Below are 21,297 nucleotides of genomic sequence, written 5' to 3' on the forward strand. Positions count from 1 at the left end.
AGGAGGTTCAACCATGAGTTTCAAAGACAAAATAAAGTCTTTCTTTGAATTTGAAGAATATGAAGAGGTGGACGAACCTGTTCGTAAACAACATTCAGAACAACAGGACAATGAACAACAAGCTTCTTCTAAATCCAGAGATAACATTGTAAGTCTGACATCAATTCAACAGGATGCAAAGATGGTTTTATGTGAACCTAAGGACTATGATGAAACGCAAGAATTGGCCGATTACTTAAAAAAACGTCAATCGATTGTCGTGAATTTACAACGACTAGACCAACAGACAGCCCGTAGAGTCGTTGATTTTTTAAGCGGTACTGTGTACGCTTTGAATGGGAATATTCAAAGACTGGGTCAACAGACATTTCTGTGTACACCTGAGCATGTCAATATCTCTGGAAGTATTAGTGAATTATTTGGTGAAGATGAACAATTTAATAGAAAGTAGGGTAAAAGGGTATGTTGTTTTTAGCTAATATTGTTATTTTAGGTTTAGAGATTTATTCATTTGCATTAATTGCTTATATATTAATGTCTTGGTTTCCAGGTGCACGTGACTCATCGATTGGACAATTTCTTGCAAAAATCTGTGAACCGTTTTTAGAACCATTTAGAAAAATCATTCCACCATTAGGTATGATTGATATTTCTCCAATCGTAGCCATAATCGTTTTACACCTAGCATCAAATGGTGCAAGAGTATTATTCTATAACTTTTTACTCTAATGGTCAGTAATTAGGCTAAGGAAAGGAAATATATGAGTATATATCAGCATTTTAGGGCAGAAGAGCAAGCATTTATTGATCAAGCACTTGACTGGAAAGAGCAAGTTGAAACACATTATAAAATGGTTGTAACGGACTTCTTAAATCCACGTGAGCAAACAATTTTTCAGTCAATTATAGGAAAACAGAGTGACTTACAGTTGCACTTTTTTGGTGGATATGATCAAGCAGAACGTAAACAAGCAATCCTAGCTCCTTTTTATGAGCAAGTTGATGAAGATTCTTATAATATGACAGTTTTAGAAGGGGCTTATCATCAAAAATTTGTCTCATTAAGTCACCGTGATGTTCTAGGAACCTTAATGTCATTAGGGATTCAAAGAAAGAAAATTGGAGATTTAATTTTAAAAGATGGTATATTTCAAATTATTTTAGCTAAAGAGATTTCAGTATTTGTTCAGATGCAGTTAACTAAAATAAAAAATACAAGTATACAACTAAAGGAAGAACCGTTTACATCAATAAGAAAAACTGAGCATGATTGGGAAGAGAAAGATACAACGGTTTCTTCGACAAGACTTGATGTCGTCATAAAAGAGATTTACCAAATGGGGCGACAAAAAGCTCAAGAGTTTATAAAGAAAGAAGCAGTTAAGGTCAATTATAGAGTTGTTAGTGATCCTTCTTTTGTTGTTGAACCTGGTGATTTAATATCATTAAGAAAGAAAGGTCGTAGTAAAGTTATCGACATTTTGGGTGAAACGAAAAAACAAAAATATTTAATACGTGTTGCGAAATTAAAGTAAAAAAATGAAGGATTTAAAGAGTTGTTGTCGAATATTAACAATAATCTAGCGACGTTTGAGTACAATAAAGGGGGTAAAATAATGGGATTAACTCCATTAGATATTCATAATAAGGAATTTACAAGAGGTTTTCGTGGTTATGATGAAGATGAGGTAAATGAATTTTTAGATCAAGTTATTAAAGATTTTGAGAAGGTTATGCGTGAGAAAAAATCTTTAGAGGACAAAGTCTCAGAATTAGAAGAGAAAAATAGTCACTTTAATAACATAGAGGAAACATTGAACCGTTCTATACTAGTCGCTCAAGAGACGGCAGATGAAGTGAAAAACAATGCCAATAAAGAGGCTAAATTAATTATTAAGGAAGCTGAAAAGAATGCTGATCGTATTGTTAACGAAGCATTAGCAAAATCTAGAACGGTTGCGATGGAAATTGAAGAGTTGAAAAAACAAGCAAAAGTATTCCGTACAAGATTAAAAATGTTAGTTGAAGCACAATTAGATATTATTGATAATGATGATTGGGAAGACTTATTTCAAGTGGAGACAGGTGAAGAAGAAAATCATCATATCGGTGAATATTCAACTTCTGATTAATTTTTCTTGACGAAATTCGCATTTTTCCATATAATTTCATATCGTATAAGCATATTATAAATTTAAAACGAAGATGGGAACAGTACTTAAGTGTTAGTCGTTCAAGCGAGCTAGGGATGGTGTGAGCCTAGTAACGATTTCTTAAGGAAGATCATCCCGGAGTTCCTTTTTGAATGAAGTAGAAGAGGACGGGTCATTCACGTTAAGAATGCTGAGTGGAATAGTTTTAATAAGCTATTCAATGAGGGTGGTACCGCGAGTTTTCTCGTCCCTATTTTGGGATGAGAAAACTCTTTTTTTATCTCTTCGTTTAGTAGTCAAGAATGTATATGAACGTTTGTAAAAAGGTTATTTCTAAGGAGGATTTGCATGAGCTACAAAGATACGCTTTTAATGCCGAAAACAGAGTTCCCAATGCGTGGTAATTTACCGAAACGCGAACCAGAAATGCAACAACAATGGGAAGATGAAAACATTTATCAAAAAGTTCAAGATCGTACTAAAGGGCGCCCATTATTTGTTTTACATGATGGACCACCGTATGCAAACGGTGACCTACACATGGGGCATGCTTTAAATAAAATTTTAAAGGATTTTATTGTTCGTTATAAATCCATGGCAGGCTTTCATGCACCATATGTACCTGGGTGGGACACTCACGGACTGCCAATTGAAGTTGCCCTTACAAAGAAGAAGAAAATTAAACGTAAAGAACTAAGCATTGCTGAGTTTAGAAGACTTTGTGAAGAATATGCCCTTGATCAAATTGATCGTCAACGTGAGCAGTTCAAACAGTTAGGTGTTCGCGGTGATTGGGATAACCCTTATATTACATTAAAGCCAGAATTCGAAGCACAACAAATTCGCGTTTTTGGAGATATGGCAAAACGTGGCTATATCTATAAAGGTAAAAAACCAGTCTATTGGTCACCATCTTCGGAGTCAGCTTTAGCTGAAGCTGAAATTGAATATCAAGATAAACGCTCTCCTTCCATCTATGTAGGTTTTGATGTTACAGATGGTAAAGGCGTATTAGATGGAGATGAGAAGATTGTAATCTGGACTACAACGCCTTGGACAATTCCAGCAAACTTAGCCATTGCTGTACATCCTGACCTGGAGTATGTAGTTGTGGATGCAAATGGTTCAAAGTATGTCATTGCTCATGACTTACTTGAAGAAGTCGCACAAAAAGTTGAATGGGAAAACCCAACTGTTGTTAAAACTTTAAAAGGCCAAGAATTAGAAAAAGTTGTGGGAAGACATCCTTTCTATGATCGCGACTCATTAGTCATTTTAGGTGATCACGTAACCACTGAATCGGGTACTGGTTGTGTACACACAGCACCTGGTCATGGTGAAGATGACTTCTGGATTGGTAAACAATACGGTTTAGATGTCTTATGCCCAGTTGATGAAAAAGGTGTATTTACTGAAGAAGCACCAGGTTTTGAAGGACAATTTTATGATAAAGCCAATAAAGAAATTACACAGAAGTTAGATGAAGTTGGAGCATTACTAAAACTTGAGTTTATTACACATTCATATCCACATGATTGGCGCACAAAGAAGCCAACGATTTTCCGCGCGACATCACAGTGGTTTGCTTCTGTTAAAGATTTCAGAGAGCAACTTCTACAAGCCGTTAAGGATGTGGATTGGCACCCGCACTGGGGTGAAGTTCGTATGCACAACATGGTAAAAGACCGTGAAGACTGGTGTATTTCTCGTCAACGCGTTTGGGGTGTACCAATTCCAGTGTTCTATGGTGAAAATGGTGAACCTATTATCACAGAAGAGACCATTGAACACGTAGCTAACCTGTTTAAAGAACATGGTTCAAACGTTTGGTTTGAGCGAGAAGCAAAAGATTTATTACCTGAAGGGTTCACTCATCCATCAAGTCCAAACGGAAAGTTTACAAAAGAAACTGATATCATGGATGTTTGGTTTGACTCAGGATCAACGCACCAAGGTGTGTTAGTTGAGCGTGACGATTTAGACCGTCCAGCTGATTTATATTTAGAGGGCTCTGACCAATATCGTGGTTGGTTTAACTCATCTCTAACGACATCTGTAGCTGTAACAGGTAAAGCTCCTTATAAAGGAATCTTAAGTCACGGATTCACTTTAGATGGTGAAGGACGTAAGATGAGTAAATCTCTTGGTAACGTTATGGTACCTTCTAAGATTATGAAGCAGTTAGGGGCAGATATTTTACGCCTTTGGGTTGCAAGTACTGACTATTCTGCTGATGTTCGAGTGTCAGATAATATCTTGAAGCAAGTTGCTGAAGTCTATCGTAAGATCCGTAACACGTTCCGTTTCTTACTTGGTAACTTACATGATTTCAATCCAGCACAAGACGCTGTTGCCGATGCAGAATTAGAAGAAGTGGATCGTTATATGCTGATCCGTCTTCAAGAGACAATCCGCAAAGTGCGTAAAGCATATGATGAATATGAGTATTCAACGATTTACCATACAATTAACAACTTCTGTACGGTTGATTTAAGCTCATTCTATCTAGATTTCGCAAAAGATATCTTATACATTGAGCAGGCAGACAATCATCGCCGTCGCAGTATTCAAACAGTTTACTATGAAATGATTGTAAGCTTGAGTAAGCTTTTATCACCGATCCTTTCACATACTACAGAGGAAGTGTGGAAGTATATCCCAAGTGTAGAAGAAGAAAGTGTTCAACTAACAGATATGCCTAAGGGTAGAGCAGTTGAAGAAGAAGCTACTATTAAAGAAAAATGGGAACAATTTATGGATATCCGCGAAGATGTTTTAAAAGCATTAGAAGAAGCTCGCGCTGATAAAATCATTGGTAAGTCACTTGAGGCTAAATTAACTATTGTTCCAAAAGATGAAGCAACAATGGACTTATTAGAATCAATGGAACACTTACATCAGTATTTAATCGTATCTGAAGTGAATTTAGCTCAGAATCACGACTTGGCTAAATCCTATGATCGAGTGTCAGTTGCGGTTGAGAAACATGATGGTGAGAAGTGTCAACGTTGCTGGGTAGCATCTCACACAGTAGGTAACAACGACAAACACCCAGAACTATGTGAACGTTGTGCAGATATTGTAGGTTAAATATTTACTTAACAAAACACTAAGTGAACAGCTTAGTGTTTTGTTGTATTTTAAATCGTTAATTTTTAATTTTTGTGGTAAAATGCAATAGGATAGCTATTTATGGAGGTAGCAAAGTGAAATACTATATCATAACACTATTAATCATTATTTTTGACCAAGCTACAAAATGGACAGTTGCTTCTAATATGAATCTATATGATTCTGTGGAAGTAATTCCTGGTTTCTTTTGGATTACATCTCACAGAAACACTGGTGCTGCATGGGGAATATTAGAAGGGCAAATGTGGCTATTTTATATCGTTACTGTCATTGTAATTGGGATCATTGTTTATTATATGCAGTTGTATAAGGACAGCTACCCTTGGTTAATGGTTGGATTTGCTTCTATTTTAGGTGGAGCAATTGGTAATTTTATTGATCGTATATTTTTACAAAAGGTCATTGATTTTATTGATTTAAATATATTTGGTTATGACTTTCCAATCTTTAATGTAGCTGACTCAGCACTGACAGTAGGAGTAACTTTAGTTATTATAATCATGTTAATAGATGAAATGAAAAACAAAGGAAAGAACGTTAATGAGTAAACAAGATTTTATCATAACAAAAGAGTATCAAAATAAACGGATTGATAAAGTATTAACAGACCTAAACAAAGAGTCTTCAAGAAGCCAAATTCAATCATGGATTAGGGATGGTTACGTTAAGGTCAATGGCGAACAAGTAAAGAGTAATTATAAATGCCAGTTGAATGACCAAGTTGTATGGGAAGAACCTGAAGTACAAGAGCTTGAAATTGAACCTGAGAATATTCCGTTAGATATACGATATGAGGATGAGCATTTGCTGGTGGTTAATAAAGCTAAAGGAATGGTTGTTCATCCATCACATGGTCATCGTACAGGTACATTAGTTCATGCTTTACTTTATCACTGTGATGATTTATCTGGAATTAATGGAGTGTATCGTCCTGGAATCGTTCACCGTATTGATAAAGACACTAGCGGATTATTAGTTGTTGCCAAGCACGATCAAGCTCACGAAATACTATCAGAGCAATTGTCAAATAAAGAAGTGAAACGTTCATATGAAGCCATTGTGCATGGTGTCATCGATCATGACAAGGCGACAATTGATGCTCCAATTGGGCGTGACCCAAACGATCGTCAGAAAATGGCAGTGGTTGATAATGGTAAGCCAGCAGTTACCCACTTTTCCGTAGTTGATCGATTTGAAAAGTTCTCACACGTTTATTGTGATTTAGAAACAGGTAGAACTCATCAAATCAGGGTGCATTTTCAATATATTGATTACCCACTTGTAGGTGACCCGAAATACGGACGGCGTAAGACATTAGATGTTCAAGGACAGGCACTGCACGCTAGAAAGCTATCTTTTAGGCATCCTATGACAGGTGAACAAATGAGCTTTACTTGTGAGCCGCCAGACATTTTTAAAGATACTTTAGAAAATGTCTCAAAAATGTATTGACTTTCACAAATAAACCTTTAAAATAAACAATTAGAATATAAAACCTTTAAACATAGTCCAGAGAGGCTATCAAGGTGACGGTTAAATATATAGGGGATTAGTGTATACAACAACCTCTTTTGTCACCTTGTGTGCCAAAAGAGGTTTTTTATGTTACCTGAGGAGGGATGTCATGCAGGAAAAAATACAATTGTTAGACCAATCAGCTATAGCAAGAGCGATCAAACGGATATCCCATGAAATTATTGAGCGTAATAAAGGAACCGATGATTTAATTTTAGTTGGGATTAAGACGAGAGGGCTACCTTTAGCTAAACGAATTCAGAAAAATATTGAGCAAATCGAAAGTGTTACGATTGAAACAGGGGAACTTGATATCTCACTTTATCGAGATGATTTATCTAACCGTGATACAGTCGATGAGCCGACTGTTAACCAACGTAACATTCCACAAGATATTGCTGGAAAGACCGTTATATTAATAGATGATGTTTTGTATACGGGACGTACAGTGAGAGCAGCGATGGATGCGATTATGGATTTAGGTCGGCCGAAAATCATTCAACTTGCTGTATTGGTCGATCGAGGGCACAGAGAATTACCAATAAGAGCTGATTATGTCGGTAAGAACATTCCGACTTCCCAGGATGAAGTGATTAAGGTTCAGCTAGAAGAATCTGATGCAGTTGATCAAGTTAGTATTTTTGAATAATTAAATATATAAACCTTTAAAAGTTAGTCCAGAGAGGCTAGAAAGGTTGTGAACGTGAGCTTGTTTTATATTACTCGAAGAGTAGTATGTACAAGTGTACCTCTTTGCGACCTTTCGCAAAGAGGTTTTTTTATGCAAAAAACTGGAAGTTGGATATTGTGAAACATGCTTTCGGTGGACGCTTTCCGCGGGTACGGCTTCAACTATCTTTAGAGAAGAAAATTCCTTTTCCTCTCAAATAGGATTTTCAGCTCGTGCTGTTCATGCTGGAGTCGCCAACTTCGCTCACCATAAAACTAACTTTTCAAAGCTTATAAAAATTTCTGAAGGTAAAACCTTCTGTAGGGGGATAAAAAATGAACGCAAACGAAAAAGTGTTAGATGTTAGGGACGTACCAAAATGGAATAAGTGGTTGATTTTAAGTTTACAGCATTTATTTGCGATGTTTGGTGCAACCATCTTAGTTCCATTTTTAACAGAAATGTCTCCGAGTGTCGCATTGATTACAAGTGGACTTGGAACGTTAAGCTATTTAATCATCACCAAAGGACAAATTCCAGCATACCTGGGTTCGAGCTTTGCATTCATCACGCCAATTATAGTGGCAACACAGGTTGAAAGCTTAGCAGGAGCAATGGTAGGAGCATTTTTAGTTGGGATTGTTTACGGAATCGTTGCATTATTGATAAACCTAGCGGGTGTAGATTGGTTACTCAATATATTACCACCAGTTGTAGTAGGACCTGTCATTATGGTCATCGGTTTAGGTTTAGCACCAACAGCGATTGATATGACGATGAATGACGCAGACGGAAATTATAGTCTTACATTTTTAGGTGTAGCAGCTATTACTTTAACCATAACCATCGTTGCATCAGTTTTCTTTAAAGGTTTTTGGAAGATCATCCCGATTTTACTTGGAATAGTTGGAGGATACTTGGTTGCACTCTTTGCTGGTGTTGTAAATACTCAAGATATCAAAGCTAGCTGGAATGAGTTAACAAGCGCTTCGTCTATAGGAGAGTTTCTCTCAGCCGTTTTTACTAAACCAGAATTTTTAATTCCATTTGTAGATTTCTCACCATTTAGTGTCATTAGTTTATCCATTGTGGGAATTATGGTGCCAATAGCATTAGTTACGATTACCGAACACATTGGTGATCAAATGGTGTTATCTAAAGTGACAGGTCAAAACTTTATTAAGAAGCCTGGTTTACATCGTTCTTTACTGGGTGATGGAATTGCCACAGTAATAGCATCAATGCTTGGTGGCCCACCGAATACAACTTATGGAGAAAACATTGGTGTACTTGCGATTACAAGAGTATTTAGTGTGTTTGTCATCGGTGGAGCAGCAGTGCTTGCGATTTTCTTTGGGTTTATCGATATCATCGCAGTTGTCATTGAGTCGATTCCAACGCCAGTTATGGGTGGCGTATCCATTTTACTATTCGGGATTATTGCATCGAGTGGTTTAAGAATGTTAATTGACAACAATGTTGACTTAGGTAAGAACAGAAACCTAATTATTGCATCCGTCATTCTTGTCATTGGGATTGGCGGTATGTACATTGAAGTGCAACTTCCTGATTTTGACTTGCAACTATCTGGAATGGCATTATCAGCAATTATCGGTGTCGTTCTGAACTTAATTTTACCTGGTCGAGATAAAGTGACGAATAACCCTGACCAGATGTTTGAAGCAGATCAAGATGAGCGTCAAGTAAGCTAGTTAACAAGGAGTGTTTCTATGAATTTATTATCTATCAACGATTTATCGAATGAAAAGATTTTTAGAATTCTAGATGAAGCACAAGTAATACAAGAGCAGCGACACCCCCCTTTTTTGGACCTGACAGCCGCTCTGTTATTTTATGAACCATCAACACGAACGAAAATGAGCTTTGAGATGGCTTGTAAGAAGTCAGGGGTAGACCTATTAACATTTACCCCTGAGACTTCTAGTGTCACTAAGGGTGAATCTTTATATGACACTGTTAAAACAATGGAAGCAATTGGTGCGGATTTTGTTGTCATTAGGCACCATAAAGAGCGCTATTATGAAGAGCTAATGAACCTTTCAATTCCCGTTATTAACGCAGGTGATGGGACAGGTGAACATCCGACACAGAGTTTACTAGACTTATTGACAATTCAACAGGAGTTTGGCTCATTTGAAGGATTACAAGTTGTAATTTGTGGAGATATTCTTCATAGCCGGGTTGCAAGATCTAATGCATATGCACTTGAGAGGTTGGGAGCTAAAGTCTTACTAGTATCTAAACCCGAATGGCAAGATCACTCCTTATCTTTTGATTACATTAGTATGAATGAAGCGGTGGAAATAGCAGATGTGTTAATGCTTCTAAGAGTGCAAAAAGAACGACATGAAGAATATAAGGATGATCAACATTACCTAAAACACTATGGTTTAACAGTCGAACGAGAGAAGCTCATGAAGCCCAATGCCATTATTATGCATCCTGCGCCGATTAATCGTGGAATGGAGATTGACTCATCATTAGTTGAATGTAAACGTTCAAGAATTTTTAAGCAAATGACCAATGGTGTTGCAGTTCGACAGGCAATTATTCATGCTTGCCTAAATAAAGGAGGAATATCGTATGACCTTACTCATTAAAAACGCAAATCTATTAGATCATGGAGCTGTTGATGTATTTATTGAAAGAGGAAAGATCGCTTCAATTGGTAAAAACTTAAGTGAAACATCTGATGAAATAATTGATGCGAACGGACAGTACTTATTCCCAGGCTTTGTTGATGTACACATTCACTTACGTGAACCAGGTGGCGAGTCTAAAGAAACCATTGCTTCCGGGACGCGTGCAGCGGCTCGTGGTGGCTTTACCACTGTTTGTTCGATGCCTAATACTAATCCTGTACCTGACTCTCAAGAGACATTACAAAACGTATTAGATCGAATTAACGAATCTGCCCATGTTCGAGTATTACCTTATGCTGCTATTACTAAAAAACAACTAGGAGGCACATTAGTAGACTTTGAAGCTCTAAAAAATCAAGGTGCTTTTGCTTTTACTGATGATGGAGTGGGAGTTCAATCAGCAGATATGATGTATAAAGCTATGAAACAAGCAAAACGTTCTAACGCATCAATTGTTGCGCATTGTGAAGAGAACTCTCTTGTATACAACGGTGTTATGCATGATGGTGAGAAAAATCAAGAATTAAACTTACCTGGTATTCCTTCTATTAGTGAGTCTGTTCAAATAGCACGAGACGTTTTATTATCAGAAGCAACAGGTTGTCATTACCATGTTTGTCACGTTAGCACTAAAGAAGCGGTACGTGTGATTCGAGATGCTAAACGCGCAGGTATCCCTGTAACAGCTGAAGTTAGCCCTCATCATTTATTGTTGTCTGAAGATCATATCCCATCTGATGATGCCAATTATAAAATGAACCCACCATTAAGATCAGAAGCCGATCGTCAAGCTCTAGTGGATGGTTTATTAGACGGTACAATTGATTGTATCGCTACTGACCACGCTCCTCATACAGAGCAGGAAAAATCAAATGGATTCCTTAATTCTCCTTTTGGAATCGTTGGTTTAGAAACGGCATTTCCACTTTTATATACACATTTAGTGAAAAAGAAAATTTTTAGCTTAAAACAACTCGTTGATTGGTTAACAGTAAAACCGTCTCAAGTTTTCGGACTTCCATATGGCAAGTTATCTATTAGCGCACCGGCCGATCTAGTATTAATAGATTTAGATCAAGAAGTAGCCATAGATAAATCTCAATTTGCCTCAAAGGGACGCAATACACCATTTGAAGGCTGGAAAGTTAAAGGGCTACCAGTGGTAACGATCGTGGAAGGTGAAGTTGTATATAGAAAGGATGAGATCCATGTCTAAACGATACTTATTATTAGAAGATGGAACATTATTTGAAGGTAAAGCTTTTGGGGCTGAAGTTTGTGAGCAATATGGAGAAGTGGTTTTCAACACAGGTATGACAGGATATCAGGAAACATTATCTGACCCTTCTTATTGCGATCAGTTTGTTGTCATGACGTACCCTTTAATCGGTAATTACGGAGTGAATCGAGATGATTTTGAGACAATAAATCCAGCAATCTCGGGATTAATTGTAAGAGAATGTACAGAATATCCGTCCAACTTTAGAAATGAATGGGCTCTAGATGATTATTTGAAGCATAAAAATATACCAGGCTTAGCAAACATTGATACAAGACGTCTTGTTAAAAAAATTCGAGAAAAAGGTACAATGAAAGGCTTCATGGTTGATTCAATTGAAGACTTTAATAACGCGTTAGAGCAACTTAATCTTTATGAGTTTCCAAGTGACCAAGTAAAACGTGTCTCAACTGTCAAACCATATGTCGTACCTGGTAAGGGTGAACGTATTGTATTAGTTGATTTTGGTATGAAGCATGGAATCTTAAGAGAGTTTACGCAACGACATTGTCATATCACAGTCGTTCCATATAACACAACGGCTGACGAAATTCTCCAGTTAAAACCAGACGGTGTGATGTTATCAAATGGTCCAGGAGATCCGAAAGATGTGAAAGAAGGTATTGAGCTCGTGAAAGGCCTTATGGGGAAAGTTCCATTGTTTGGAATTTGTCTAGGCCACCAACTAATTGCGTTAGCGTTTGGAGCGGATACGCATAAAATGAAGTTTGGTCATAGGGGGAGCAATCACCCAGTTAAAGACTTACTAACAGGGGAAGTTTGGATGACGTCTCAAAACCATGGTTATTCAGTAACGAAAGAATCGTTATCACAAACAAGTCTAACAGTTACTCAAATTGCTTTAAATGATAATACAATCGAAGGCCTAGAGCATGAACTATATGATGTGTTTTCAGTTCAATATCATCCGGAAAGTTCTCCTGGCCCACATGATTCTAACTCATTATTTGATCAATTTCTAGACAAGATTAAAGGAGGAGTTATTCATGCCTAAACGTACAGACATCGAAAAAATTCTCGTCATCGGATCTGGCCCTATTATCATTGGTCAAGCGGCAGAATTTGATTATGCAGGAACTCAAGCTTGTCAGGCATTAAAAGAAGAAGGTTACAAAGTGGTATTGGCTAACTCAAATCCGGCTACCATTATGACGGATGATACGATGGCAGATGAAATATACATGGAGCCGTTAACGCCAGAATTTTTAACAAAAATTATTCGTAAAGAACAACCTGATGCTATTTTGCCAACGTTAGGGGGCCAGACTGGGTTGAATATGGCGATGGAGCTTGATCGTCGTGGAATCTTAGAAGAATATGACGTAGAGTTATTAGGTACGAAGCTAAGTGCCATTCAACAAGCTGAAGATCGAGATTCGTTTAGAAGTTTGATGTACGAGTTAAATCAGCCTGTTCCAGAAAGTGATATAGTTCAATCAATAGATGAAGCAAGACAATTCGCTAATTCGATTGGTTATCCTGTCATCATTCGTCCTGCTTATACGATGGGTGGAACAGGAGGAGGTATTTGTGAGACTGAAAAAGAACTAATTGAAATTGTACGAAATGGTTTAGATGCTTCACCAGTTAATCAATGTTTAATCGAAAAGTGTATCGCAGGTTTTAAGGAAATAGAATACGAAGTTATGCGTGATGGAGAAGACCATGCAATTGTTGTGTGTAACATGGAAAATATTGATCCGGTCGGTATTCATACAGGCGATTCTATTGTTGTAGCTCCATCTCAAACATTAAGTGATCAGGAATATCAAATGCTTAGAAATGTCTCACTAAAAATTATTCGCGCACTTCAAATTGAGGGTGGTTGTAATGTTCAATTAGCCTTAGATCCTAACAGCTTTGACTATTATGTCATTGAGGTTAATCCACGTGTAAGCAGATCATCTGCATTAGCTTCAAAAGCAACAGGCTATCCGATCGCACGAATTGCAGCTAAGATAGCGGTTGGTCTAACCTTAGATGAAATGATTAATCCAGTTACGGGGTCTACATATTCTCACTTTGAACCAGCTCTAGACTACGTTGTAACTAAAATTCCTCGTTGGCCATTTGATAAATTTCATGCTGCAAACCGAACACTTGGAACTCAGATGAAGGCAACAGGTGAAGTGATGGGGATTGGGCGTAACTTAGAAGAATCCTTATTAAAATCTGTTCGCTCATTAGAAATTTGTACGAATGATTTATCTTTACCTAAAGTTGAACAGATCTCAATGGAAACCTTAATGAAGCGTCTCAAGAAGGCTGATGATGAACGATTATTTTTAATTGCTGAAGCATTTAGAAGAGGTTTTACGTTAGAAGATGTGCATCATTATACGGAAATTGACCTGTTCTTCCTATACAAGATCAAAGGGATGATCGACTTAGAGAAAAAACTAGAAAACAATCATTGGAATCTAGACCTTTTACATGAAGCGAAACAAAAAGGGTTTATGGATGAAACGATTGCAAGGCTATGGCAGGCGAATGAAGAAGAGGTTCGCTCGTTTAGAGTGATGAATGACTTTACACCAGTTTATAAAATGGTTGATACTTGCGCAGCTGAGTTTACATCCGAAACACCATATTTCTATAGCACATATGAAGACGAAAATGAATCTGTCGTTACAAAACGCAAGAAAATATTAGTTATTGGCTCTGGTCCAATCAGAATTGGTCAAGGGATTGAATTTGATTATGCAACGGTTCATTCTGTTTTAGCACTTAAAGAAGCGGGATATGAAGCAATCATTATGAACAATAACCCTGAAACCGTATCAACAGATTTTCAAGTGTCCGATAAACTCTACTTCGAACCATTAACACTAGAAGATGTTTTAAATGTCATTGATTTAGAGCAGCCTGAAGGGGTCATTGTCCAGTTTGGAGGGCAGACAGCCATCTCATTAGTCAATGGGCTTGAAGCGTATGGCGTTCCAATTTTAGGAACAACAAAACAATCGATTGATATGGCTGAAGACCGTGATCAATTTGAACAAATGCTAGAAGGATTATCCATACCAAGACCTGAGGCACGAATTGCAACAAGTGAAGAAGAAGCCGTTAGCTTAGCAAAGGAGCTGGGTTTCCCAGTATTAGTAAGGCCTTCTTATGTACTCGGTGGTCGTGCTATGGAGATAGTATACGATGAAAGCGACTTAAGACATTATATGAAATACGCAGTTGAGGTTCATAAAGATAAACCAGTTTTAATCGATCGCTATTTAACGGGAACCGAATTAGAAGTCGATGCGATCTGTGATGGACATACGGTTGTGATTCCTGGAGTCATGGAACATATTGAACGAGCAGGTGTACACTCGGGTGATTCAATTGCTGTCTACCCAACTCAAAACATAACACAAGAGGTTAAAGACCGTTGTGTAAATATCACTAAAAAAATTGCTCAAGAGCTACAAATTGTTGGTTTAATTAACATTCAATTTGTATATCATCAAGGCGAGGTATATGTCTTAGAAGTTAATCCACGCTCAAGTCGTACGGTTCCATTTTTAAGTAAAATTACAGGGGTGACGATGGCAAATATCGCGACTCAAGTCATGCTTGGTAAGTCACTTAAAGAATTAGGATATGATGACGGTATTGTCCCAGAGAAGGATTTAATCTCTGTTAAAGTTCCGGTGTTTTCTTTTGAGAAATTAAGAAGTGTCGACATTACGTTAGGGCCAGAGATGAAGTCAACGGGAGAAGTGATTGGTCGAGACCGTCAACTGGAAAAGGCACTGTATAAAGGGATTATTGCTTCAGGATTAAAAGTTCCAACTGAAGGAGCAGTCCTCATTACTGTTGCAGATCCTGATAAAAGAGAAATGCAGTCGATTGCGAGTCGCTTTCATGCCATCGGATTTGAATTATATGCAACAGAAGGCTCTGCGAAGGTGATCGAAGCAATGGGCATCCCAGTACGTACAGTCAATAAAATTGGTACGAAAAATAACTTGCTCGATTTAATAGAATCAGGCAAAGTTCAGTTTGTCATCAATACACTATCGCGTGGTAAGCAACCACACACTGATGGATTTAGAATTAGACGTGAAGCGGTTGAACATGGTGTTGCCTGTCTAACGTCATTGGATACTGCTAAGGCGATTCTAAGTGTCATTGAGTCAATGACCTTCACTGCAAAACCTATGCCTAAGTCAGAATCGGTGGTGTTAGTTTAGATGATTCAAGAATTGATGAAGATTAAATCCAATCAATTAATTGCGTTTGAAACTTATGAACTGATTGTGGAAGGTGCACTGGTTCAACAGATTCAACAGCCTGGACAATTCGTTCATATGAAAATTGGAGAAGGGAACGCGCATATGCTGCGCCGCCCTTTTTCCATAGCTGACTATGATTATGAAACGAACGAATTAGTGATCATTTATAAAGTAATTGGTGACGGCACGAAATGGCTGAGTGAACGTCACAAAGGCGAACTCCTTAACGTATTAGGACCTATCGGAAATGGCTTTGACATTAAAACGGTAGAACATCAACACATTTTAGTGGTCGGTGGCGGTGTTGGCGTTCCACCATTATATAATTTAGTGAAACAACTGAGTTCTTTTAATAAAGTGACTGCCATTCTAGGCTACCAATCTAAGGGGGCAGTATTTTATGAAACTAATTTTAATAGATTTGCCGAGACATATATTGCGACAGATGATGGAACATATGGTTTTAAAGGTCTAGTGACAGAAGCCATCGATCAGTTAGAATTGCCAATTGACTCTTACTATTCATGTGGACCACTAGGAATGCTAAGAGCGGTACAACATAAATTAGATAAGCATCATGGATATTTATCAGTTGAAGAACGGATGGGGTGCGGAGTTGGTGCGTGTTTTGCCTGTGTTTGCCAGGCCGATAATGATAAAGGATATGTGAAAATATGCCAAGATGGCCCAGTATTTTCATCAAGCGAGGTGACCTTATGAATCTATCAGTGAACTTCAGTGGACTAGAGTTGAAAAATCCGATTATGCCTGCGTCAGGTTGTTTTGGATTTGGTAAAGAGTTTAGTGAATTTTATGACCTAAACGAGTTAGGTGCGATTGTGATTAAAGCGGCTACAGGAAAGTCACGCTTTGGGAACCCGACACCACGTGTTGCAGAGACTCCGTCAGGCATGCTTAATGCGATTGGCCTACAAAACCCTGGGGTAGATGGAATTATTCAAAATGAATTACCTTTCTTAAAGTCGTTTGACACACCAGTCATAGCAAATGTTGCTGGGAGTACTGAAGAGGAATATTTAGAGGTTACTGAAAAATTAACGAATGAAGAGTCTATTAAGGCGTTAGAGTTAAATATATCATGCCCGAACGTTAAAGAAGGTGGCATCCAGTTCGGCACAGACCCAGAATTAGCCTATCAACTTACTAACAGAGTCAGAAGTGCAACCACTAAACCATTATTTGTTAAATTATCACCTAATGTGACGGATATTGTTAGTATTGCTAAAGCCATTGAAGAAGCGGGTGCTGACGGTTTCGCCATGATCAACACATTAACTGGTATGAGAATAGATTTGAACTCAAGAAAGCCATTAATAGCTAATGAAACTGGCGGGTTATCTGGTCCAGCTATTAAACCAATTGCGATTAGAATGATTCATCAAGTACGCCAACACACGTCTCTTCCAATTATCGGCATGGGAGGAATCTGTACGGCTGAAGATGTGCTTGAATTTTTAATGGCAGGTGCAAATGCAGTTGCCGTTGGGACAGCCAACTTTCAAAATCCTTATATATGTAAAGAAATTATTGAGGAGTTGCCTTCCGTTTTAAAGAAGTACGGCTATCATTCAATTGAAGAGGTAAGGGAGGCCGTTATGTCGTGAAGAAGCAGATTTATATTGCATTAGATGTTAAGTCAAAAGATGACGCGATCCGTTTTTTGAAAATAAATCAATTGCAGGGTGTACCAGTAAAAGTGGGCATGCAATTATTTTATAGAGAAGGGCCTGAATTAATAAAAGAGTTAAAAGGTTCAGGTCATCCGATATTTTTAGACTTGAAGTTGCACGACATCCCCAATACTGTTTATCAATCGATGAAAAGTTTAGCTGCTTTAGAAATCGATCTAGTTAATGTTCATGCTTCTGGTGGTTTAGACATGATGAGAGCTGCTAAAGACGGTCTAGTGGGTGTGTGTGGTGAACGAGCACCTAAATTAATTGCGGTGACACAATTAACGTCTACTAGTAAGGAAATGTTATCAAAAGAACTATTAATAGATCGCCCTATGGAACAAGTGGTAGATTCTTATGCTTTATCAGCTAAGAGAGCGGGTTTAGATGGTGTTGTATGTTCTGTTTGGGAAGCAAAGCAGATAAAAGAATCTTGTGGCGAATCGTTTCTGACTCTTACACCAGGTATTCGATTAGAAGATGACGATGCACACGATCAAAAGCGCGTCTCAACACCTTCTGAAGCCACCTATTCTAACTATTTAGTAATAGGGCGTAGCATTACAAAAGCGAAGGATCCAAAATCTGCTTATGAACGAGCTTTAAGGGAGTGGAACTATGAGCATCGCAAAACAATTAATTAAGATTGGAGCATTAAAACTAGATACAGAGAATTATTTTACTTGGACATCAGGTATTAAATCTCCAATATATTGTGATAACCGTTTAATTATATCTTATCCAGACGTTAGAAATGAAGTAATCGATCAAATGGTAGAGAGGATAAAAGCTGAGTATTCACAGGTTGAGGTCATTGCAGGTTGCGCAACAGCTGGAATCCCACATGCAGCATGGGTCGCTGACCGGTTGAATTTACCTATGGTCTACGTTAGAGGTAAGGCAAAGAGCCACGGTATGAACAACCAAATTGAAGGCAAGATTGAACACGGACAACGAGTACTTGTGATTGAAGACTTAATCTCCACCGGCGGAAGCTCCATAAAAGCAGCAAACGCTGTAAAAGAGGCTGGAGGAAATGTGTTAGGCATCGTGTCTATTTTTTCATACAATCTGAAAAAGAGTCTAGATAGCATGGATCAGGAAGGGTATGTGTCGGATAGTTTGTTAACGTTTGATCGATTGTTGGATGAATTAACTGTAGAAGGACAATTTAGTCAAACAGAAGTTGACGAATTACTAGACTGGCGCGATTCACTATAAACGTTACTTATCTAAGTATATGGTCAACAAGCTGATTGAGATTCCGCCAAAGCGGTGTGAGATCTCGCCGAAGTGGGTGTGATCTCGCCGAAGTGGGGTGAATTTTCGCCGAAGCGGAATGTGATTTCTGAAGTGGGATGAGATTTCGCTGAAGAGGAGTGTGATCTCGACATTCAAGTCTTAAGCAATCGTTGTGCTTATGGAATTAGTGTGAATTTTGAGCCGAGTGCTAGGATACCATTTTTACTCCTAACACACGGCTTATTCTAGTTTTAGTTCATAGTCACAACCCTTTACCTTACAACCAATTGGTAATCGTTAAATTCAATCGTAACTTCTTTTGAATCACTGAGGTCAATGGTTAATTCGCGACTAGCGACTTCACTATTGTTATGATAGAAAATCATATCTACATTGATTTTTTCTTCAAAATTAATAGGGTCTTCTTTATATAAAGAAAAATTCATCGTATCACCTTTTTCAATTGGTGATTGATCTGCAAACATTGCTCCCTGGGTAGAACTTAAATGTCCCTCTTGAAAAATAATCAGTCTAATTTCGTTAAAAAGAAGAGAAGACTCGTTTTTCACATTAATTGCAACCTCGGGCGTTTCAACTTTTCCCTGATTTGAAGCGCAACCTGCAATTAATAGTAAAAACATAATTAAAACAATAATTCGTTTCATAACACAACCTCCCATTTTATTATATTATACAATATTTTTATCGTTTATCAATAATAATAAAATGAAAAACATTATACATGTTTAGAGAGTCAATCCTTGCTTTTCAATTACACTTACGCTCGTTTAACGTACACATCGCCGCATTTCACGTACACTTGGGCCCATTTGACTTACACTTCACGAGATTTCACGTACACACCGCCGCTTTTCATGTACAACTAACGCGTTTTGCCAGACAATATTCCTTAACAAAAAATAAAAGACGATTATTAGGTGTATTTGCCTAATAATCGTCTTCTTCTTGATTAATTATCTTGTTTCAGTTGTTTAACGATCTGTTCATCAGGTGTGACATAAACAGTTTGTTGATTGTCATAAATGACGTAACCGGGTTTTGCACCGTTGGGTTTTCTCACATGCTTGACTTGGGTGAAATCAACAGGAACGGATGAAGATAGTTTTGCTTTGCTATAAAATGCGGCAATAGTCGCTGCTTCAATAACCGTTTCTTCGCTTGGTTCTTTTGAACGAATAATCACATGTGAACCAGGAATGTCTTTCGTGTGTAGCCAGACATCTTCTTTACTCGCTAAACGATTAGTGACATATTCGTTTTGTTTATTATTACGTCCCACAACAATTTCAGTACCATCTGTTGCTTGATAATAATCAGGTTGAATTTTCTTTTTCTTCTTCTTTTTATTTGATGTTTTGGCTTTAAAGTAACCTTGTTCTTGGAGTTCTTCACGAATGTCTTCAAGGTCTTCTTCGCGTGCTTGCTCTAATTGCTGGATCAGGCGTTCGAAGTATTCGATTTCTTCTTTAGCTTTATCAATTTCAACTAAAACAACTTCCTTGGACTTTTTAAGCTTTTGATAGTTTTTGAAGTAATGTTGAGCATTTTGACTTGGCGTCTTATTTGGGTCAAGTTCAATGGTTAATTCCTTTTGGTCAGGGTCGTAATAATCCACAACCGTCACACTGGTGTCACCAGGTTTCACCATATGCATATGCGCCGTGAGTAACTCGCCATTTTTTTGATAACGATCTGCTTTCTCGGCTTTCTTTAGTGTCTTCTCGTGCTTTTTAATTTTACGAACATTTTTGTCTCGCTCATTCTTTAGATATCTCATCAAGTCATGAGACATACCTTTAACGCGGTCACGTTCAGCTTTTCCTTTATAGAATTCATTCAGCATCTCACTCGTGCTCTTGAAATAGGATTTGTCGTCACCTTCAGCAACTAGATCAAGTACATGAAAATCATCTTTTTGACCCATAGTGATGAACGGCTGATAATCGTGATTCATGAGCTGCGACTTAAATTCGTTGAAGACGTTCTGGTACGTTTCTTCATTTCCTAAATACGCCAAGTCTGCGAGTGATTTTGTTACAGCTGGTGAAACACCCATAAGAGTATTAAGGATTTGCCTGTCCATACGTCCTTGGTTGAAATCTAACTTTTTTACAAAATTGTCTCCATCTAATTTAAGAGGATTAATCTTACCTTGTTCTGGAGGTTCGATGTATGGTTGGCCGGGTAAAATGGCTCTGTGTCTATTTTGTAACGAACTAATATGCTTAAAGCTGTCTAAAATCAGGTCGCGTTCTGGATCGACTAGGATGACATTAGAATGCTTTCCCATGATTTCGATTATAATTTTTTTATTCTTGTCATCACCAATCTCATCTTTACTTCTGACTGAGATATGAATGATTCGTTCAAGTTCAACTTGTTCAATTGATTCAATAAAACCCGCACCTAAATGTTTTCGCAGTACCATACAAAACATTGGTGGCTCTTTAGGATTGTTAAATTTCTCATCTGTTAAATGAACTCTAGAGTAATTCGGATGAATAGATACTAAGAGTTGTTTGTTTTGACCATTTTTACGTACTGTAAAAATAAGTTCTGTATCTGTTGGTTGGTAAATTTTCGTTATACGTCCACTCGAGAGCTCATGATGTAATTCATGAGAAACGGCACGAGTGACAATTCCGTCGAATGCCATAATAATCACCTCTATACGAAGA

The 21,297-nt window shown here is 37.8% G+C and carries 19 protein-coding genes and 1 other annotated feature; of the genes, 17 read left to right on the forward strand and 2 right to left on the reverse strand.

Going from position 1 to position 21,297, the window contains the following annotated elements:
• The first annotated feature begins 13 nt into the window (after nucleotides 1–13).
• The 17 genes from ACTWQB_RS08510 to pyrE all read left to right on the forward strand — a co-directional run bounded on the left by ACTWQB_RS08510 (nucleotide 14) and on the right by pyrE (nucleotide 18,577).
• Complete coding sequence (locus ACTWQB_RS08510) at nucleotides 14–451, forward strand: cell division protein SepF (RefSeq protein WP_443138761.1); 438 nt, start codon at nucleotides 14–16, stop codon at nucleotides 449–451.
• An 11-nt stretch (nucleotides 452–462) separates the two neighbouring features.
• Nucleotides 463–729 (forward strand): YggT family protein, encoded by a 267-nt coding sequence (locus tag ACTWQB_RS08515; protein WP_443138762.1) that lies wholly within the window; start codon nucleotides 463–465, stop codon nucleotides 727–729.
• A gap of 32 nt (nucleotides 730–761) precedes the next feature.
• Complete coding sequence (locus ACTWQB_RS08520; protein ID WP_443138763.1) at nucleotides 762–1,535, forward strand: YlmH family RNA-binding protein; 774 nt, start codon at nucleotides 762–764, stop codon at nucleotides 1,533–1,535.
• A gap of 81 nt (nucleotides 1,536–1,616) precedes the next feature.
• Nucleotides 1,617–2,132, forward strand: coding sequence for a DivIVA domain-containing protein (locus tag ACTWQB_RS08525; protein WP_443138764.1), 516 nt, complete (start codon nucleotides 1,617–1,619; stop codon nucleotides 2,130–2,132).
• Nucleotides 2,133–2,193: 61 nt separating this feature from the next.
• Nucleotides 2,194–2,408 (forward strand) — a binding site (T-box leader).
• A gap of 93 nt (nucleotides 2,409–2,501) precedes the next feature.
• The gene (gene ileS, locus ACTWQB_RS08530) at nucleotides 2,502–5,243 is read left to right on the forward strand and encodes an isoleucine--tRNA ligase (protein ID WP_443138765.1); all 2,742 of its coding nucleotides are present in this window, start codon (nucleotides 2,502–2,504) and stop codon (nucleotides 5,241–5,243) included.
• Nucleotides 5,244–5,359: 116 nt separating this feature from the next.
• Nucleotides 5,360–5,833 (forward strand): signal peptidase II, encoded by a 474-nt coding sequence (lspA, locus tag ACTWQB_RS08535; RefSeq protein WP_443138766.1) that lies wholly within the window; start codon nucleotides 5,360–5,362, stop codon nucleotides 5,831–5,833.
• Nucleotides 5,826–6,737: an RluA family pseudouridine synthase gene (locus ACTWQB_RS08540; protein ID WP_443138767.1), complete on the forward strand. Its 912-nt coding sequence runs from the start codon at nucleotides 5,826–5,828 to the stop codon at nucleotides 6,735–6,737. The genes lspA and ACTWQB_RS08540 overlap by 8 nt, the downstream gene beginning before the upstream one ends.
• A 172-nt stretch (nucleotides 6,738–6,909) precedes the next feature.
• The gene (gene pyrR / locus ACTWQB_RS08545) at nucleotides 6,910–7,449 is read left to right on the forward strand and encodes a bifunctional pyr operon transcriptional regulator/uracil phosphoribosyltransferase PyrR (protein ID WP_443138768.1); all 540 of its coding nucleotides are present in this window, start codon (nucleotides 6,910–6,912) and stop codon (nucleotides 7,447–7,449) included.
• Between the two features lie 356 nt (nucleotides 7,450–7,805).
• Nucleotides 7,806–9,182 carry a uracil-xanthine permease family protein gene (locus tag ACTWQB_RS08550; protein ID WP_443138769.1) on the forward strand — a complete coding sequence of 459 codons (1,377 nt, stop codon included), beginning with the start codon at nucleotides 7,806–7,808 and terminating at the stop codon, nucleotides 9,180–9,182.
• Nucleotides 9,183–9,200: 18 nt separating this feature from the next.
• Nucleotides 9,201–10,091, forward strand: coding sequence for an aspartate carbamoyltransferase catalytic subunit (locus ACTWQB_RS08555; RefSeq protein ID WP_443138770.1), 891 nt, complete (start codon nucleotides 9,201–9,203; stop codon nucleotides 10,089–10,091).
• Nucleotides 10,075–11,349, forward strand: a complete 1,275-nt coding sequence (locus tag ACTWQB_RS08560) for a dihydroorotase (protein ID WP_443138771.1) — start codon at nucleotides 10,075–10,077, stop codon at nucleotides 11,347–11,349. The genes ACTWQB_RS08555 and ACTWQB_RS08560 overlap by 17 nt, the downstream gene beginning before the upstream one ends.
• Nucleotides 11,342–12,427 (forward strand): carbamoyl phosphate synthase small subunit, encoded by a 1,086-nt coding sequence (locus ACTWQB_RS08565; RefSeq protein ID WP_443138772.1) that lies wholly within the window; start codon nucleotides 11,342–11,344, stop codon nucleotides 12,425–12,427. Before ACTWQB_RS08560 ends, ACTWQB_RS08565 begins: the two co-directional genes overlap by 8 nt.
• Entirely contained in the window at nucleotides 12,420–15,620 is a 3,201-nt protein-coding gene (gene carB, locus ACTWQB_RS08570; RefSeq protein ID WP_443138773.1) for a carbamoyl-phosphate synthase large subunit, read from the forward strand. Before ACTWQB_RS08565 ends, carB begins: the two co-directional genes overlap by 8 nt.
• Nucleotides 15,621–16,382, forward strand: coding sequence for a dihydroorotate dehydrogenase electron transfer subunit (locus ACTWQB_RS08575; protein ID WP_443138774.1), 762 nt, complete (start codon nucleotides 15,621–15,623; stop codon nucleotides 16,380–16,382).
• Nucleotides 16,379–17,287 (forward strand): dihydroorotate dehydrogenase, encoded by a 909-nt coding sequence (locus ACTWQB_RS08580; protein WP_443138775.1) that lies wholly within the window; start codon nucleotides 16,379–16,381, stop codon nucleotides 17,285–17,287. The genes ACTWQB_RS08575 and ACTWQB_RS08580 overlap by 4 nt, the downstream gene beginning before the upstream one ends.
• Nucleotides 17,284–18,000, forward strand: a complete 717-nt coding sequence (gene pyrF / locus ACTWQB_RS08585) for an orotidine-5'-phosphate decarboxylase (RefSeq protein ID WP_443138776.1) — start codon at nucleotides 17,284–17,286, stop codon at nucleotides 17,998–18,000. Before ACTWQB_RS08580 ends, pyrF begins: the two co-directional genes overlap by 4 nt.
• Nucleotides 17,975–18,577, forward strand: a complete 603-nt coding sequence (pyrE, locus tag ACTWQB_RS08590; protein ID WP_443138777.1) for an orotate phosphoribosyltransferase — start codon at nucleotides 17,975–17,977, stop codon at nucleotides 18,575–18,577. Before pyrF ends, pyrE begins: the two co-directional genes overlap by 26 nt.
• 293 nt (nucleotides 18,578–18,870) lie before the next feature.
• Here the strand turns inward: pyrE and ACTWQB_RS08595 are convergent, their stop codons facing one another.
• Both ACTWQB_RS08595 and ACTWQB_RS08600 read right to left on the reverse strand, forming a co-directional pair.
• A complete protein-coding gene (locus tag ACTWQB_RS08595; protein ID WP_443138778.1) occupies nucleotides 18,871–19,263 on the reverse strand; it encodes a hypothetical protein in 393 nt (130 codons plus the stop codon).
• 305 nt (nucleotides 19,264–19,568) lie between these two features.
• Nucleotides 19,569–21,275 carry an Rqc2 family fibronectin-binding protein gene (locus ACTWQB_RS08600; protein WP_443138779.1) on the reverse strand — a complete coding sequence of 569 codons (1,707 nt, stop codon included), beginning with the start codon at nucleotides 21,273–21,275 and terminating at the stop codon, nucleotides 19,569–19,571.
• Nucleotides 21,276–21,297 lie beyond the last annotated feature (22 nt).

The sequence above is a fragment of the Piscibacillus sp. B03 genome, from assembly GCF_052246295.1.
GTDB lineage: Bacteria > Bacillota > Bacilli > Bacillales > Alkalibacillaceae > Piscibacillus.

What these genes read in the sequence shown, in the direction of transcription:
- ACTWQB_RS08540 (WP_443138767.1), top strand. Translation starts at nt 5,826, where the DNA reads ATGAGTAAACAAGATTTTATCATAACAAAAGAGTATCAAAATAAACGG.
- pyrE (WP_443138777.1), top strand. Translation starts at nt 17,975, where the DNA reads ATGAGCATCGCAAAACAATTAATTAAGATTGGAGCATTAAAACTAGAT.
- ACTWQB_RS08525 (WP_443138764.1), top strand. Translation starts at nt 1,617, where the DNA reads ATGGGATTAACTCCATTAGATATTCATAATAAGGAATTTACAAGAGGT.
- ACTWQB_RS08515 (WP_443138762.1), top strand. Translation starts at nt 463, where the DNA reads ATGTTGTTTTTAGCTAATATTGTTATTTTAGGTTTAGAGATTTATTCA.
- ACTWQB_RS08575 (WP_443138774.1), top strand. Translation starts at nt 15,621, where the DNA reads ATGATTCAAGAATTGATGAAGATTAAATCCAATCAATTAATTGCGTTT.
- ACTWQB_RS08565 (WP_443138772.1), top strand. Translation starts at nt 11,342, where the DNA reads ATGTCTAAACGATACTTATTATTAGAAGATGGAACATTATTTGAAGGT.
- ACTWQB_RS08520 (WP_443138763.1), top strand. Translation starts at nt 762, where the DNA reads ATGAGTATATATCAGCATTTTAGGGCAGAAGAGCAAGCATTTATTGAT.
- ACTWQB_RS08600 (WP_443138779.1), bottom strand. Translation starts at nt 21,275, where the DNA reads ATGGCATTCGACGGAATTGTCACTCGTGCCGTTTCTCATGAATTACAT.
- carB (WP_443138773.1), top strand. Translation starts at nt 12,420, where the DNA reads ATGCCTAAACGTACAGACATCGAAAAAATTCTCGTCATCGGATCTGGC.
- ACTWQB_RS08560 (WP_443138771.1), top strand. Translation starts at nt 10,075, where the DNA reads ATGACCTTACTCATTAAAAACGCAAATCTATTAGATCATGGAGCTGTT.
- ACTWQB_RS08550 (WP_443138769.1), top strand. Translation starts at nt 7,806, where the DNA reads ATGAACGCAAACGAAAAAGTGTTAGATGTTAGGGACGTACCAAAATGG.
- ACTWQB_RS08580 (WP_443138775.1), top strand. Translation starts at nt 16,379, where the DNA reads ATGAATCTATCAGTGAACTTCAGTGGACTAGAGTTGAAAAATCCGATT.
- ACTWQB_RS08510 (WP_443138761.1), top strand. Translation starts at nt 14, where the DNA reads ATGAGTTTCAAAGACAAAATAAAGTCTTTCTTTGAATTTGAAGAATAT.
- pyrR (WP_443138768.1), top strand. Translation starts at nt 6,910, where the DNA reads ATGCAGGAAAAAATACAATTGTTAGACCAATCAGCTATAGCAAGAGCG.
- ileS (WP_443138765.1), top strand. Translation starts at nt 2,502, where the DNA reads ATGAGCTACAAAGATACGCTTTTAATGCCGAAAACAGAGTTCCCAATG.
- ACTWQB_RS08555 (WP_443138770.1), top strand. Translation starts at nt 9,201, where the DNA reads ATGAATTTATTATCTATCAACGATTTATCGAATGAAAAGATTTTTAGA.
- ACTWQB_RS08595 (WP_443138778.1), bottom strand. Translation starts at nt 19,263, where the DNA reads ATGAAACGAATTATTGTTTTAATTATGTTTTTACTATTAATTGCAGGT.